Source organism: Marinospirillum minutulum DSM 6287 (assembly GCF_000422325.1).
GTDB lineage: Bacteria > Pseudomonadota > Gammaproteobacteria > Pseudomonadales > Halomonadaceae > Marinospirillum > Marinospirillum minutulum.
In genome coordinates, this window is the sequence record NZ_AULO01000011.1 from 309466 (window position 1) to 324897 (window position 15432).

Annotated in this window: 11 protein-coding genes; 3 read left to right on the plus strand and 8 right to left on the minus strand. The window is 42.3% G+C overall.

Features of this window, described 5'->3' with window-relative positions; genetic code table 11:
* Positions 1 to 3 precede the first annotated feature (3 nt).
* Both H571_RS0106795 and H571_RS0106800 read left to right on the plus strand, forming a co-directional pair.
* Positions 4 to 285, plus strand: a complete 282-nt coding sequence (locus tag H571_RS0106795; RefSeq protein WP_027848639.1) for a hypothetical protein — start codon at positions 4 to 6, stop codon at positions 283 to 285.
* A gap of 12 nt (positions 286 to 297) precedes the next feature.
* On the plus strand, positions 298 to 3822 hold the full coding sequence (locus H571_RS0106800; RefSeq protein WP_027848640.1) for a hypothetical protein: 3525 nt from the start codon (positions 298 to 300) through the stop codon (positions 3820 to 3822).
* Here the strand turns inward: H571_RS0106800 and H571_RS14530 are convergent.
* The 8 genes from H571_RS14530 to H571_RS0106840 are packed head-to-tail and all read right to left on the minus strand — an operon-like array spanning position 3752 to position 13493.
* Entirely contained in the window at positions 3752 to 4192 is a 441-nt protein-coding gene (locus tag H571_RS14530; RefSeq protein ID WP_036217804.1) for a hypothetical protein, read from the minus strand. The two genes, H571_RS0106800 and H571_RS14530, sit on opposite strands and share 71 nt — an antisense overlap.
* Entirely contained in the window at positions 4193 to 4717 is a 525-nt protein-coding gene (locus H571_RS0106810) for a chemotaxis protein CheW (RefSeq protein WP_027848641.1), read from the minus strand.
* Positions 4714 to 6402: a diguanylate cyclase gene (locus H571_RS0106815; RefSeq protein ID WP_027848642.1), complete on the minus strand. Its 1689-nt coding sequence runs from the start codon at positions 6400 to 6402 to the stop codon at positions 4714 to 4716. The genes H571_RS0106810 and H571_RS0106815 overlap by 4 nt, the downstream gene beginning before the upstream one ends.
* Positions 6403 to 6434: 32 nt before the next feature.
* Positions 6435 to 6797, minus strand: coding sequence for a response regulator (locus H571_RS0106820; protein ID WP_027848643.1), 363 nt, complete (start codon positions 6795 to 6797; stop codon positions 6435 to 6437).
* Positions 6798 to 6827: 30 nt separating this feature from the next.
* Positions 6828 to 8969 carry a hybrid sensor histidine kinase/response regulator gene (locus H571_RS0106825; protein WP_027848644.1) on the minus strand — a complete coding sequence of 714 codons (2142 nt, stop codon included), beginning with the start codon at positions 8967 to 8969 and terminating at the stop codon, positions 6828 to 6830.
* Positions 8970 to 8971: 2 nt separating this feature from the next.
* On the minus strand, positions 8972 to 10423 hold the full coding sequence (locus H571_RS0106830; protein WP_027848645.1) for a CheR family methyltransferase: 1452 nt from the start codon (positions 10421 to 10423) through the stop codon (positions 8972 to 8974).
* Positions 10420 to 11502, minus strand: a complete 1083-nt coding sequence (cheB, locus tag H571_RS0106835) for a chemotaxis-specific protein-glutamate methyltransferase CheB (protein ID WP_027848646.1) — start codon at positions 11500 to 11502, stop codon at positions 10420 to 10422. The genes H571_RS0106830 and cheB overlap by 4 nt, the downstream gene beginning before the upstream one ends.
* Positions 11499 to 13493: a methyl-accepting chemotaxis protein gene (locus tag H571_RS0106840; protein WP_027848647.1), complete on the minus strand. Its 1995-nt coding sequence runs from the start codon at positions 13491 to 13493 to the stop codon at positions 11499 to 11501. The genes cheB and H571_RS0106840 overlap by 4 nt, the downstream gene beginning before the upstream one ends.
* Before the next feature lie 257 nt (positions 13494 to 13750).
* On the opposite strand from H571_RS0106840, the gene H571_RS0106845 reads away from it, so the two are divergent.
* On the plus strand, positions 13751 to 15430 hold the full coding sequence (locus H571_RS0106845; RefSeq protein ID WP_027848648.1) for a sensor domain-containing diguanylate cyclase: 1680 nt from the start codon (positions 13751 to 13753) through the stop codon (positions 15428 to 15430).
* The last annotated feature ends 2 nt before the right edge of the window (positions 15431 to 15432 follow it).

The following is a 15432-nucleotide window of genomic DNA, read 5'->3' on the forward strand; positions in this document are numbered from 1 at the left end:
ATAATGCTGCCACGTTTTTTGATTATATTTTTAGCTAGTCTGCTATTTACTGGCTGTTCTGGTCTGGTAAACAAACTAGTACCCGATGTTTATTTGGTTGATAGGCACACGCTAATGGAGGCCGATGCAGCTGGTGAATGGCCAGAGCTTGAAAACCGCTTGATGAAAACTGCTATTAAAAATGCTTCTGAACCCTATGCAGGCATAGACGAGCAGCTAGATAACCAGGAAGGCTTTCGTGCTTTAAATGCTGAATATGCCGCACCCAGCAGCAAAAATAACTAGGGGTAAGCATTGATGTTAAACAGCCGCCTTAAACTCTTACCTTGGTTAATCTTAACCAGTGTTTTTTCTAGCCCACTGCTTGCAGACATTGATTGGCGTACTAACCGCATTCTTCCCTTAGAAAAAGTAACTGTTGGCCCAACAGATAATTACCAAGCGGTGATAGACACGAATAATGAAGTCATTTATTACACTCGCCACCAAAACCTTCTGTCTAACTTAGTTAAGCAAGATCTTAAAACAGGCATTAGCAGCTACCTATTAGCCAAGGATTATGACAGTAAAGACCCAGCACTAGCGCCCGATGCTAGCCAGCTTGCACTAACCCTGTTTCGTTTTGATGCATTAGGCGATGTTTGCCTAGTACCGCTTACCCAAGGCAAGGTGAAGTGTGTTACTCAAAGTGGTAGCCGTGAATGGCAGCCTTTTTGGGTAACCAACCAAACCCTAGGCTATTTAAGAAAATCCATTAACCAAGCTTCTACAGAACTGGTTTTACACTCACTAGCAGACAACAGCCAGCAAGTGATTACTCAGGGGCAGCTATCAGCACCTGCGGCCAGCCCAGATGGTCAATGGTTAATTTACAACCGTGAACCCACAGCCAAGCAGCAGGGTGGGCTTTTTCTTTATCATTTGGCTGAACAGAAAGAATTAGGCCCGATTCAGCTCGATTTACCCGGTAATAGCAGCTTTGCAACCTTTGATAGCCAGCAAAAGTTTATTTACTTTAGCCATTATTTGAATGACACCAATAACGACCAACAAATAGATGCGCAAGACCATAGCGTGTTATTTCGTTTACCTTTAAAGCAGGCTTTAGATACCAGTAAAAAACACCTGCCAGAACAGCTTACCTCCGTAGCACAAAACTGTAGTTTTCCTGCTTTAACCAAAGAAAAACTCTACATGACCTGTGCCTTTGAAGGCTCTTTAGACACCTACCGTATGCCGGTTACTGGGCAAATTCCTGCTGTTTGGCAAGTAGAAGCTATTAATCTAGCCCACGCTCAGGCAAGCAGTTATGAAGAACGCTTGTTATTACTTAATACCCAGCGTTATCGTCAGCAGCAAACTAGCCCAGCCATGTTAGAGCGCTTGTTAAGCAACCACTTGGCTTTAAATGAATTAACCGCTGCTAGCTATTATGTGGCGCAACTAGCCGAGGTTTACCTAGCCGACGCTGACTTAAATGCTTTCTTTACTAACCTTGGTATTTTGTTGCAGTTACAGGCCAAACAACGCCTACAGCCACAAGGCATGTTAACTGCTAGCTACCGCCAAGCCTTGTTAGATGAGCAACAAAGGCTTGCTGCCCAAGGCAAAAACTCACCCAACCTAGCCTTGTTTAAAGCTTGGGTGAGTTATCTACTTAAAGAACCCCAAGCAGCAAAACGCGCCCTAGCTCAGCCTAATGCTAATAACCTGCACCCCTTACAAGTTTATTTACAGTTAGAGCTAGCAACAGAGTTATTTGCTGATGACCCAGTTGCTTTAGAAAAGCTTTTGGGTAGAGCCTTAGCGGTTGATAAAATTTCTAGTGAAGCTCGCTTGTTTTATGCTTTTCAGTGGTTAAAGCAGCTAAGTAGTCCTGCTTTAAACTTAACTTCTAAGCAACAACAAACAAAACTAGAAAAAATGGCAACAGCTAGTAGAGATGAGCGGGTTAAAATTCTACTGCTTAATGAAGTGGACTTATTAAAACTTGTTGCAGCCAGTGAATTTGCAGTTGAACGTGACTACTTTACCAGCATTAGTAAGCGCCTTTCCCCAGCCAAAGACGATGCCCAGCTACGCCGCTTAGCGCATTTACGTGCCATTCAGTTAACGGGTTTAGCTGAAAAGTACAATTTTATGGAATTGATGTCGCGCCACTGGTTAACCCATACCGCCATTAACGACCCTGGCTTTGCGCAAACCGCTGAATACTACGGCAGCATTAACCTTAGCCGTGCCTATGGTAGTTTGCAGCAGCAAGAAAATTTAACTGCACTCAATAGCTTTTATGCGCTGGTTAGACAAACCTCTGACCCTGAGGCAATTTATCAGCTAATTTATATTGCCTTACAACTAGATACCAGCCTGCAACCGCGTATGGAGTTATTGCTAAACCAGCTAATGGCAGAAGAATTAATTCCTAAAGATGACCCAGTAGCTGCGGCCAGCTTAGAGTTATTAAAAAATCCGCAACTGAGCATTAAGCGTTTAGAAGAACTTGCCGCTGGGTTACAAGCTTATCAACCTAAAGGACTTAACCGAGGTGCGGCCGATCTACTGACAGGCAGTATTTATCATCGGCTACTACTGGCTACCCAAACTGGCTATAACCACAATAAAAACTATTACCAGCAAGCCCATTACCACTATATGTTGGGTTTAGACCTAGCTTGGAATAACCAACGAACCCAAGTTGCAGTGTTAAACAACCTAGGTCAGTTGCATTTAACTGTACGCAACTACGGCCTAGCCAGTGAGTTTTTTGCGCAGCGCTTGCAGCTACCTTTTATTACTTCTGAAGAACAGCTTTTAACGCATTGGCAGCTAGCGAAAAGCCTTTTTTACAGTAACCGTCTGCAAGAAGCTTCTGAACAGGCTGAAATAGCACTGGCTTCTAGCCAACAGTTAGGTGAAGTTGAACAACTAGCTGCTTTAGAAAAAGCCGGATTTTATGCCCTACAAGCTGAAGACTTTTTATTAGCTAAACAACATTACCAAGCTTTATTAGCAACCAATAAATTACAGGGTTTAAACCTAACCAAAGCTAACTTCAGCCTCGCCTATTTAAACTTTAAGCTGGGCCAACCAGCGCTAGCAGAAGCAGGGTTTAAGCAGGTTTTACAAGCCCTACCTAAGCTGGCGGCAAAACCTTTTAAAGTAGGTGATTTACCTGATTTTTCACCAGAGCGTTTAAAGTTACAAAGCTATGGTTTTTTAGCCCAGTTAGCCAATAACCCTGAAGAAAAGCTAGACTGGCTAGAAAAACGTAGTCAGCTACTGGCTGGCTTAAAAGTACAAGATTTACGCTATGGGTTTGATGAGGCAGGTCGTATAAGCCAGCTAATACAAACACAGTTGCAGGCAGCGCTTCTGCTTGAAAAGATGAACCGCCCAGCACAGCTAGCTAAGCTAATGCAAAACAACCTAAACAACCTAGTCGCTTGGCAAAAAAATGGTGGTAGTTTAATTGGTCAACCCGTTTTGCAGAGTGTTTATAACTACCTAGTTTTGGCCACTGATCACCCAGCAGCATTTAAAGAAGAGCCCCAGCTTTTAGCTGAGTTTATTCAGAAAATAGATAAAGAATGGGTCGTTGAACCTCAAACACCGGCTTATAACCAAGCACAGCAGCTTAAACTAAAATTATTAGAGGCAGGTTATCGCTTTCGCTTACAAGAGCAAACAGCAAACCAGTTAAAGGCTCAGCTACTTGTCTTAGAAGAAACAGCTAGCTGGCAAGGTTTAGCAGTTACTCGGCCTGACTTGCATCGGGAGTTACACTTGCTAGCCAAGGGTGTGCTAGCCCTTGCAAAACCCTAGCATCAATTATACTAACCAGCCGTTGCTGATACCAAGCAACGGCTTGTAAGGCTGGGAAGGTACGGCGAGCAAGCAAGTGAGGTGGCAGGGTATGGATTTGTTCTGCAGGCAACTCAATCAGCTCAGCTTCGCTTGCTATGCCTAACAACCAAGGCTTTGCGTCAGTTGATTGAGCAGCTAAACGCAACCAGTGGGTAGTCTGCTGAGCTTTGTCCTTAGCGGTACTCTGGTTTAAAAACTGATTAAAAGGCAATAACAACGCCTTAGGGTCATAAAAAGAACAACTCCCTTGGCCTTTAACCAAACTGGCTTCAAATGCAAACCACTGGTTTTGGTGGCAAAAGAGAACAACTGTTAGCTGCTTAATCATTTACCCCTGCCCTGCTAACCAAGCCGTAAACACAGCGTCTAAATCTAGCAGAGTTATGGCTAGGTTATTAAAATTAAACAGGCTAGTTACATAGGGTTTTAAATGCTCTGGCAAGGCTTCAGGTGGTGCTTTTAATTGGCTTTCTGGCAGATCAACAACATCCAGTAGCTGATCCACCCTTAAGCCGCTATGCATGGCTTTGGTTCTACCCAATAAAATAGTCGAGTTTTCAGCCTTACTTTGGTTGGTATTAGTGGTTAGTTGTAATAAGTCATCTAGGCGAATTACAGATTCAATATCGCCCCTGACATTCATTACACCTTCAACAGATGCGGGCATACCGGGTAAATAGTGTACGGCTTCTTCACCAGGTAAAACCTCTGTTATGTTAGCGCCAGCAAAGGCGAAGTGTTGTTCACCTAGCCTAAAAATAACCAATTTAACAACGGGTTCATCAACGTCGACAATTTCTTGGTCGTTACCTGCACGCTCATTCAGCAGTTGATCTAACTGGCTAGTGGTCATGTTTTTTCCTTGCTCACAACAACTTGGTTACGTCCCTGTTCTTTTGCCTTGTAAAGTGCTGCATCGGCTGCCATACGCAAGTCTTCGGATCGACTACAGCCCGGATAAAAACTAATACCCGCACTAAAAGTTACTTTAAACTGTTTATTGCCTGCATTAAAAATAATTTTTGAGAAGTCTTCTCTTAGCTCGTTAACCAGCCCTTTAGCTTTTTCAGGTGTTAAGTTTTTAAGCAATAAAGCAAACTCTTCGCCACCATAACGACCGATAACATCTGTATTTCTTAAACGGTGCTTAAACAACCTTGCCAAAGCAACAATGACTTGGTCACCTGCCATATGGCCATAGGTATCATTCACTGCTTTGAATTTGTCTAAATCTATCATTACTACAGCTAGGGTTTCTTCCTGACGCATCGCATGAGCCAAGGCTGTATTCATCATTTCTGTAGTGGTTGTGTGGTTATACAAGCCCGTTAGGCTGTCTCTAGCCATTAGGCTACGCAGAGTACGCATACGCTCGGCACGTAGCGCAACAGAAGCAACCAACTCTTCTGGGATGACTGGTTTAGTAATAAATCCTTCTACCCCTACCTGCATGGCTTTAAACTGTTTTTTGCGGTTAGTTTCACTTGAAAGAAAGACTATGGGTAAACCCACGTATTCAGGTACTTGCCTTATTATGGCGGCCATTTCTACGCCATCACAAACAGGCATGTACATATCGGCTAACACTAGATCAGGGTTAAAGGTTCGCAGTGTTTCAAGAATGACTTCTGGCTTATGGGTTTGATAAACCAGCATACCCGCTTCTTCTAAAATTAAACTGTGGTACTCAGCTACGTCTGGCTCGTCATCAACAAGCAGAATGCGATAGGGCTCATCGGGCTTATCATTCATTAAATCATCAAGCACGGCTGCTAACTCTAACGGCTTAGCTGGCTTGAGAAAATAAGCCGCACACCCAGCTCTTACAGCACTTAGCCTTGCTTCAAAGTCATCACGACCCGATAAAACAATGGAAGGTAGCTGCTGGCCGGTTACTTCTTTTAGGCTGGCCAGTTCATCCGTACCTGCGGTGCGACCTTGCGGAAAGTACACATCCATAATAACCGCATCTGGGCGCTTATTAATCACTGCCTTGTGAAAAGACTGGGTATCGTTGAAATGCTCTATTTGATAACCAAAACAGCGGAGTTGATTCGCTAGGTGATCGACCTGTTCGGGTTCATCATCACAAAGGTAAATAAGTGGGCTATCACTCGAAATTTGCATACTTGATGTTTTTTCAACATCAAAAAAGGGCGCATCTTGGGGGTGACCGTTTTGCAAATCTGCATAAGCAAGTATTTGTACTTGCGATGCTAGCTGGTGCAATAAATCTTCTAGGGTGTCTGGCCAGCCAGAAGGTGTGCGATTAACGGGTAAGTCGATTAGCTGCTGGGTATAGCTTTCTGCTTGCTCTGCAATTTTGGCTAAATCGATAAAACCAAAAGATTTACCCGTACCTTTTAAACTATGAAAAGCACGGTGTAGCTCAACGGCACTTACCCTATTCATTTCAGGGTCAGACTTTAATAATTTCATCTGCTCTTGAGCTTCTTCTAGCCGAGCAGGTAATTGATTAACAAAACTGGCCCTTAAGCGTGCAATTTTTTCTTGTAGTGTTGGCTTGCTCATACTCATGTATGAAGACTCCCTCCCAAATATGGGATTATTTAGCTAGATGCTGCCATAACCTTGGCAATAGCAGCAGGAAGGGTTTCTTCCATACTAAAATCTTTCATCAGACAAGCATCAATGGCTGGTTCTTGTGCTCTGGCTGCTTCAGGGTCATCACCTGTTAGTAGTATAAAAGGTAGTTTACGCCCTTGGGTTTGGAGTTCACGGTAAAGCTCTACACCACTGACTAGGGGCATATTCATATCACTAACAACTAGCTCAACGCCAGGCTGCGCATTTAATAGTTCAAGGGCTACCACTGCATTTTCTGCTTGGAAAACTTGATGTCCTTGATCTTCAAGAACAGCTGCTATCATTTCACCTGCTAAAGGGTCGTCATCTACAACTAAAATTTGCATACTTTGTCTCTTAATTGGGTTTGCTTACTTTTAATCCAGCAGAATTTTTAACGTATCAACCAAGCTATTTTGATCAAAACTGCCTTTAACTATGTAGGCATCTGCTCCCACTTCTATTCCTCTGCGACGGTCACTTTCCTTAGCACGAGAAGTAATAATTATTATTGGTTTATCTCGGTAATTTTCTTCTTCTCGTAAACGTGCTGTTAGGGTAAAACCATCCATAATTGGCATTTCCACATCGGTTAATACCGCATCAAAAACCTCTGCACGCGCTTTATCTAAACCATCTTGCCCATGCTCTGCTAGGGTAACTTGGTAACCCCAAGCTTCTAACACATCTCGCTCAATTTCACGGGTATTCAGTGAATCATCAACCACTAGAATACGCTTGCGTTGCTCTTTACCGAGCGTTGGGGTTTCATTCTTAGCTGTGCCTCTTACCTTACGTGCTTTGGCTAAAAGGTAGGGTACATGCAAGAGGCTAACTAACTTGTTCTGCCCTGTAGTAACCATACCAGAAATAAGTGTATTGCTGTGTAGGTGTTCAGGCAGCTGTTTTATTACTAGGTCACGTTCATCTAACAGTTTATCAATAATTAAAGCTAGCTTCTCGGTGTGCACACGTATTACTAGCAGTAATAGCGCTTTCTTGTTGGCTGCTATAGGTTTACTGGCTTGCTTGGCTTTAACCGGTAAACCAATTAAGTCGGCTAACTTTACCACTGGCACAAACTCGTTACGAATTATAACCGCATTACGGTCGGCTACTTTGATTAACGAGGCTTCTGGTACGCTTAGTAATTCTGCTATGTATTGTGCTGTAAAGCCTAGTTCATGCCCTGCCGCGCTTATGGTTAGAACACGCATTTTGGCTAAGGACAAGGGTAGGCGCAAGGTAAAACAAGCGCCCTTTCCTAGCTGGGTTCGCACACTAATAACGCCTTGCAGCTCATCAACAATAGAGCGCTTAACAACATCCATGCCCACACCACGCCCTGATACTTCGGTTATTAAAGCGCTCGTTGAAAAGCCCGGCAAAAAGATTAAATCGGTAACTTCTTGATCACTCATTTCTGCTAGGTCAGCTTCAGTAACCAAACCTTTTTTTAGTGCCTTGTCACGTATAGCTTCTAAAGATAACCCTGCACCATCATCACTTATATCTAAAACAACCCAACCTGCATCTTGGCGAGCAGTAATTTTTATTAGTCCTCTCGCTGGCTTACCTTTTTTCTGACGTTCAGCAGGCGGTTCTATACCATGATCTAGTGCATTACGTAACAGGTGAATCATAGGGTCGGCTAGTTGATCAATCATTTGTCTATCTAGCTCTATTTCACTGCCTTGTATGCGGCACTCTACCTGCTTATCTAGCGAACGTGCCATATCTCTAACCAGTCGCGAAGCTGAGTCTAATACTATGCCTAGAGGCAGCATTCGCATCTGCAAGGCTTTATCGTGTAACTCTTGCATTAAGTCTTCTTGTGCTAGCACTGTTTCTCGGATATTTCGAGAAAATTGCTGCATTTCTAAATGACTATTAGGCTTACTTTCTGCTGTTTTCTCTAACTGGCGTGCACTCGTAGCTAGCTCGCGCATACCAGCATGATTAGAAACCAGCTCACCCATGAGTTTAATCAACTCTTCTAATTTGCTTAGCTTAATACGGACAGTATCAGTTGATTTTAAAGCGGGTTTATCTTGTTCTGCTTTAGCTTCACTAACGACTGTTGGCGATGCTGTTGTTGCTGGAGTTACTGGGGTGTTTAACAAGTCTGGGTTTTCAGCAAGCGCACTTAACTTTTTACAAAATTCTAGTTGAGTGGCATTTAGCTCGGCAACCTCACCCTTAGCTTCTAAGGCTTCGACTTGATCTGTTAAGGTGTCTACCGCTTGGTAAAGTAAAGCACTCACCCCGGCTGAGCTACCAAGACGCTTATCTCGCAAAGCACTTAATAGGTCTTCTAGGCTATGAGCGACCAGCGTTATAGGCTCTAACTTGAGCATTCTAGAAGAGCCTTTCAGCGTATGAGCAGAACGAAAAAGGCTGTTAATCTGTTCTGTATCTATTCCCTGCTCTAAGTCTGCTAAGCCTTGTGTTAAACGACCTAGGTGATCTCTAGCTTCTTCTATAAAGCGCGAAATAAACTTTTTAATATCTAAAGCCATGTTTATTTCTCCTTCACTTGCAGGTCATCAGTTAAGCTTTGCAAATGACGTTGACTTAAAAATAATAGATCACCTGCTGGAAGAGATAGGGGTATCCATTGCATAGCATCACTGGCCTTAATATTGGCTGTTAAAGTACGCACCAGGGTTTGGTAGGCTCTCAAAGCTGCTTCTGGCTGCAGCTGACTTCGGTATATCTCAGCTAAATAATAATGGGCTGGCCAACATTCTGGGTTGGTGTAAACCACCTTTTTAAACCATTCAATAGCAACGGCTTGCTGATCTTGCCATTTGGCACTTAACCCCTTCATAAACATCATATCAATGGACCAAGCATCTAGCGCAAAGGCTTCTTCTAAAAGCTGGTCAGTAGCGATAAAGTCTTGGCTATTTAAAAGTATCCAACTTTTTAGTAGCAGCGCTGGCAGGTTGTTTATATCTTTTACTAGCAGGCTAGCTAACAAGTGCAAGGCTCGTGGGTATTCTTTGTCGGCAACCAATTGCTGAACTGTTTGAATATCAGGCAAAGGAAAGTCACCAAGGGGTGGCTTAATGGGGTTGTTTAAACTGGGTAATTTAACTTCAGGCTTTGTTGTTATTGTGGTTGGCTTAACTTCCAACGCACTGCTTTTGGGAAGGTAGCGACTTCCTTTAACAAAGTAGTATTGGTCATGCTGTTCTACTAGCTCAAACACACCTAGGTTATTGCCTAGTGTTTCAGAGCTACCAAGAATTAGTAGCCCATCGCTTGGCATTAATTCATAAAACTTTTTTTGAATAATTCGGCGTGTTTCTAAATCAAAGTAAATAGATACATTACGAAAAAATACAAGATCGTAGTTGTGTAGCTGTTTAGGAAACACAGGTGCTAAGAGGTTAAGTTCATAAAAATTAACCTGTTGGCGTATTTCTGGAATTAGCTGGAAGCCACGTTCTTGGGGTAAAAAATAACGTTTACGCAGGTCTGCTGTGACGCCTCGAAAAGAAAATTCAGAATAAAAGCCTGCACGCGCCTTTTTGAGAATATTTTGGTCTAAATCACCAGCGTCTAGCTCTACCCGCTTGGCTAGATTAACACCCAAGGCTTCACGAATAGCGATAGCAAGGCTATAGGGTTCTTCACCTGAGGAACAACCTGCACTGAGTATCCGCACTGGTTCATTTGAACTTTTATTCGCCAAAACTTGGGGTAAAAGGTGATTGACCAGCAGCTGAATTTGTTCTGGTTCACGAAAAAAATAGGTTTCATTTACAGTTAAATGGTTCACCAGCTGATCAAAAGCTTGGCTATTTTGGCTTATTAACTTGCGGTAGGCGGTTAGATCGGCACAACCTTCTTTTACTAGCTTAGTTTGTATAGCTTTGCGTAAGCGTTCTTCAGCAACACCTTCTAACAATAAACCACAATGCTGGTACACCATTTTTTTTATGCTTGTTAGCTCACTGCTGGTCATAAGTCACCTCGCCGCATAGCAGCTAGATAACCTGCTGGCTTTAAAAGCAAAATACGCAGCATTTCATCGGCTAAGCAACTTAAAGGTAACTCACGGTGAATCACACCTGCATTAACTGCCTCAGCGTTCATACCATAAATAACTGAACTGGCTTCATCTTGAGCTAGAGTAATACCGCCACGATTATAAATAGCAGTCATTCCCTTAGTGCCATCACGCCCCATGCCAGTCATAATAATACCGATTGCTTCTGTTCCAAAAACCTCGGCTACCGAATTAAGCATGACATCACAGCTGGGGTGATAAATATCTTTTTCTGCTCGGGTCTGAAGTTTTACTCGATAGTCTGGAGTAATGGTGAGGTGTTGTTCAGAAGGGGATAAATACACCTTACCAGGCTCTAGCAGTTCACCTTCTTCAGCCACCTTAACAGGCAATAAACTAAGTGTGGAAAGCCAATAGGCCATACCTTCAATAAAACCATTGCTTATATGCTGGGCTATTAATATGGGGGCTGGAAAATCTTTAGGTAGCAAAGACAGTAAGTTAGCTAAGGCTTTAGGGCCACCAGTGGATGAAGCTATAGCAAAGATGGGGTGTTCAGTGGCATTTTTTTCAACAAAACAAACTTGTGTGGCCATTTTGTCTAGCTTGTCATTAGGGTTGAAACGCTTCATTCGCGTAATAACAGGCACACCCGATAAAAGACGTATTTGGTGAATAAACTGCTCAACTTGTTCTGGATCAAAATTGGGCTTAGCAATAACTTCTAAAGCCCCATTAGATAAGGCTTGGTAGGCTAAATCGGCATCGGTTTCACTACTCACCACCAAAATAGGCACTGCTTTATGGTGCATAATATGCTCTATGGCTTCCAAACCATTCATAATTGGCATATTAAGGTCCATAGTTACTAAATCTGGGCGTAGCTGTTCCACTAGGCTGATTGCTTCTTTACCATTAACCGCTTCAGCAATCACCTCTATATCTTCCTGCCCTTCTAGTATTTCACGCAGTATTGCCCTTGCAACACTAGAGTCATCAACAATCAATACCCTGATTAGTTTGGGTTTAATCATTGCTTAACCTTAAACTCATGCACCAGTTCATTAAGTTGCTGCGACATTTCGATCATTTCTTTACTAACTTCCGTTATACCTCTAACCGACTCGGCATTGTGGCTACTAGCATTGGCTATATCGTGCAAGGCAATCACCACCTGGTTGCTGGCGGTTTTTTGCTGTTTGGTTGAAAGTGAAATTTGTTGTGCTGCATTACTGGTTTTACTAGCTGCTTGAACGAGCGCGTTTAAATCCTCGGCTGTTTCAGAGCTTACCTGCATACCTAGTTGAATGGAGTGAGCACCTTTTTCTGAGGTAATAACTAACCGACTAATGGAATCTTGGATTTCTTGGATACGATCTTCTATTTCATGAGTGGAATCAGTCACACTATCGGCTAGGCGACGAATTTCACTGGCAACCACAGAAAAGCGTTTACCTGACTCGCCTGCGCTTGAGGCTTCTAAAGCCGCATTAAAAGCAATTAACTTAGTTTGATCAGCCAGGGTATTGATTAAATCCATAACTTTACTAATTTCTTTAGATTTGCTGCCCAGTTGAATAATTTCTTGCAGGCTAGTGGCACTGTCTTGGTGGATATCGCCCATACGTGCCTGTAAATGCTGCATAGCCTCAGCACCTTTTTTACTGCTATCTAGGGTGAGGTTAGCAACTTCAACAACTGATTGGGAATGGTCGGCTATTTGCGTAGAAGAAGCTGATAATTCTTCCATAGTTGAGGTAATTTCTGCCACCGAAGAAGACATTTGCTCAACTGCAGCCGCCATGGTTTGGCTAACTTCTTGTTGCTTATCGGTATTACGTCCAACCAAACCAGCCGTTTGTGCCAGTAATGTGGCCGTTGTGGTTAGACGTTTAGAGCTACCTAATACACCACTAATAGCAACTTCGATGCGCTCAAGTAGGCTATTAATTTGAATAGCCAGATCACCTAGCTCTGCCTGATCAGTAGTTTCCAAGCGTTTGGATAAATCTAAAGTACGAGTTATAACACCCAATTGCCTTTGAAAGTGAACCAGAGGACGACTTAAAGAAACAGCTAAAGGGTAAAATAAAGCCAAGCTAAGCAATAAAAACAAGCCACCCACCAGTAAAGACTGATAAAGCTGTTGCATTATGGGTGCCATAAATTCGCTGCGGGGTACTTCAACAACCAAGTAGCGTTGCAAGTCTTCAAGCCACACTACACCAACAAAAAGTGCTTGCCCTTGAAAAGTGACCTGCTTAACTAGTAGCTCATCATGGCCCAACAAGGACTCTAATTCGGGTGTCGCTGCTAGGTTGGTAATCGTTGAATCTTTTGAGCTAACTTCAACTAAACCCTTATGGTTAGCAAGTGATGCCCTGCCCTGTTCGCCTAAACGGTAGTTGCTAATTAAATCAGCTAGCTTTTGCATATCTAAGCCAACACCCGCAACTATAAGCGGCTGACCTAAGCTATTGATTTCACTACCGCTATAGTTCACAAACATTTGTAATTCTTTGCCAGTGAACTTGTTGCTATCTAAGTTCAGCTCATAAGGTTTCAAACTAGCTAAGTAATCAAAATACCAAGCATCATCAGCATTGGCTTTGGTTAACTTAGTGGTATTAAGGGTGTTAGAAAAATAATAGTAGCTAATTTCTTCGCCATCATTAACAACAAAAAAAACTGAAGCATAACTTAAATCTTGAAAGGTCTTAGCCATTTCATTGCTAACCTTGGCTAACTCAGCATCTGGCCGACCTTCTTCAACCCAGCGCACTATCAGCGGATTATTTGCCAGACCCCGAGACAAGTAGATGCTAGGTGCCAACTCTAAAGCCACCTCAGTACCTAAGTGTGCAAGGTGGGCTGGTAGTTCTTGCTGTATAAGCCCTTCAACACGACTTTTGGTGTAAAGGCTTGTTTGTATAACCAGTGTAAGCACTGTCATCAAGCCAAAAAGCACACCAAAAGACAAAAATAACCGTAAACGTAAAGACAGTTTTTTCCAAAAAAGCAGCATAGATAGCCTTTTACTAGGGTAGATAGAGGTAGAGACAAAGCTAATTTTTATAGTGCAATAAAGCAAGAGGAAATTCGATTTACCCTTGAATAAAGAAACTTAACACAAGCCCCTAGCAATAAAGTCTTAGCTCAACTGGGTTTACATTGGTGCTTTAAGGCTTATAATCCGCACATTGTTTTAAAAAGAGCAAAGGATGCTATATTTTTAAAGCTGTTAAAGTAGGATAAAAGGAACGCTCTAAACAGGAACCCTCTTTGAATCAAAACCTAGCAAACACAGAAACTTTGCCCCCCAACCCAAGGTTAAGGCATTTAACCTTGAGGTATTTTTTTGCATTTTTTTCAACCATTTCGCTTTTTTTATTTTCTATTAGCCTACCTATTTACCTACAGTATGTGCAAGGCATAGAAGATCAGCTAATTGCCCAAGAAGAAACCTCTGTTGTAGCTGCTAGGCAGATGATTCAAAGAGAAATGTACGAACAGCTACATATATTCGATATGGTAGTTAAATCTAATATTTTAAACACTTATATTAATGATAACAGCTTAGAAAACCAGCTTAGGTTAGAAGATTTCTTTACAAGTATTTCAACCTCTTTTCATCGCTTTGATCAAATTCGCCTACTCGATAACTCAGGTCAAGAAAAAATTAGAGTCAATCTAGTCAATGGCCAGGGTGTGCTGGTAGCGGCCAATGAATTACAAAATAAAGCTGACCGCTATTACTTTAATTCAGTTTTGCAAATGCCTGCTGGCCAAATTTACGTTTCTCCTATGGATTTAAACATAGAGCAAGGAGCAATAGAGCTACCCTATAAGCCCACCTTGCGCATTTCGACTCGCCTTTACAATGAACAGGGCGAAGCAGTGGGTGTATTTGTTATTAACTACCTAGCCGAGGGTATGTTAAAACGTTTTCGGCATTTAATGACGCAACGAGTTAGCCAGCAAGGTATGCTGCTCAATCATCAAGGTTACTGGCTTAGTAATCATGTACGAAGCAATGAGTGGGGTGCCGATTTAGGTAAGCCTGACCACACCTTTGCAAGCTTTTATCCCAAAGCTTGGCCAAGTATTAAGGCAAATAACTCAGGTATTCTTGAAATGGACAGTGGCATTTTTCGTTACCAAGCTATTGAACCACTCAATTACCTAGACGATCAGCCAGCCCACTTTCGCCTAGAGCATCACCCAAAATTATCTAAAGAATCTTTTGCTAATACTCGCTGGAAATTGGTAATTTTTATTCCACAAGAAGTAATTAACCAGCACACTTTTTTATACCAGCCTTTAGGGCGTGCTTTAACGGCTTTAATTTTACTATTAATTGGTGTCTTGTCTTTTTTTGCTGCTTCCTACCGAGTACAACAAAAGTTTGCTGTGCAAAAAGATAAAGAAACTCGCTTAATTTTAGAAAAACAAGCCAACATTGATGCATTAACAGGCATTAATAACCGCCGTAGTTTTTATGAGCAAGCTGAAAAAGCGCTTAAACAAGCTAAACGCAAAGATACGCCTTTAGCCGTCTTAATGTTAGATGCCGACCACTTTAAAAAAGTGAATGATAAGCATGGTCATGCTATTGGCGATCTAGTACTGAAACACCTAGCTAGTACCATAAAATCTACTCTACGTGATGTAGATTTATTAGGCAGGGTTGGTGGTGAAGAGTTTGCTGTTTTACTTCCTCATACACCTTTAGAAGAAGCGCAACAAGTGGCTGAACGCCTCAGATCTAACCTTGCTACTTGCCAAGTCTTTTTGCCTGAAGGTGGCTCAATTAACTTTACTGTCTCTATAGGCTTAACCCACTTAACCAATGAAGCACAGCAGCTAGATAACCTTATGCAAAAAGCTGACCTTGCGCTTTATCAAGCTAAAGAGCAAGGCCGTAATCGCGTGGCTATTTATCAGGAAATGCCTGTAGTATAGCA

Bases quoted from the DNA above. Each gene is read 5' to 3' on its own strand.
- H571_RS0106795 (WP_027848639.1), top strand. From the start codon at position 4: ATGCTGCCACGTTTTTTGATTATATTTTTAGCTAGTCTGCTATTTACT.
- H571_RS0106800 (WP_027848640.1), top strand. From the start codon at position 298: ATGTTAAACAGCCGCCTTAAACTCTTACCTTGGTTAATCTTAACCAGT.
- H571_RS14530 (WP_036217804.1), bottom strand. From the start codon at position 4,192: ATGATTAAGCAGCTAACAGTTGTTCTCTTTTGCCACCAAAACCAGTGG.
- H571_RS0106810 (WP_027848641.1), bottom strand. From the start codon at position 4,717: ATGACCACTAGCCAGTTAGATCAACTGCTGAATGAGCGTGCAGGTAAC.
- H571_RS0106815 (WP_027848642.1), bottom strand. From the start codon at position 6,402: ATGAGTATGAGCAAGCCAACACTACAAGAAAAAATTGCACGCTTAAGG.
- H571_RS0106820 (WP_027848643.1), bottom strand. From the start codon at position 6,797: ATGCAAATTTTAGTTGTAGATGACGACCCTTTAGCAGGTGAAATGATA.
- H571_RS0106825 (WP_027848644.1), bottom strand. From the start codon at position 8,969: ATGGCTTTAGATATTAAAAAGTTTATTTCGCGCTTTATAGAAGAAGCT.
- H571_RS0106830 (WP_027848645.1), bottom strand. From the start codon at position 10,423: ATGACCAGCAGTGAGCTAACAAGCATAAAAAAAATGGTGTACCAGCAT.
- cheB (WP_027848646.1), bottom strand. From the start codon at position 11,502: ATGATTAAACCCAAACTAATCAGGGTATTGATTGTTGATGACTCTAGT.
- H571_RS0106840 (WP_027848647.1), bottom strand. From the start codon at position 13,493: ATGCTGCTTTTTTGGAAAAAACTGTCTTTACGTTTACGGTTATTTTTG.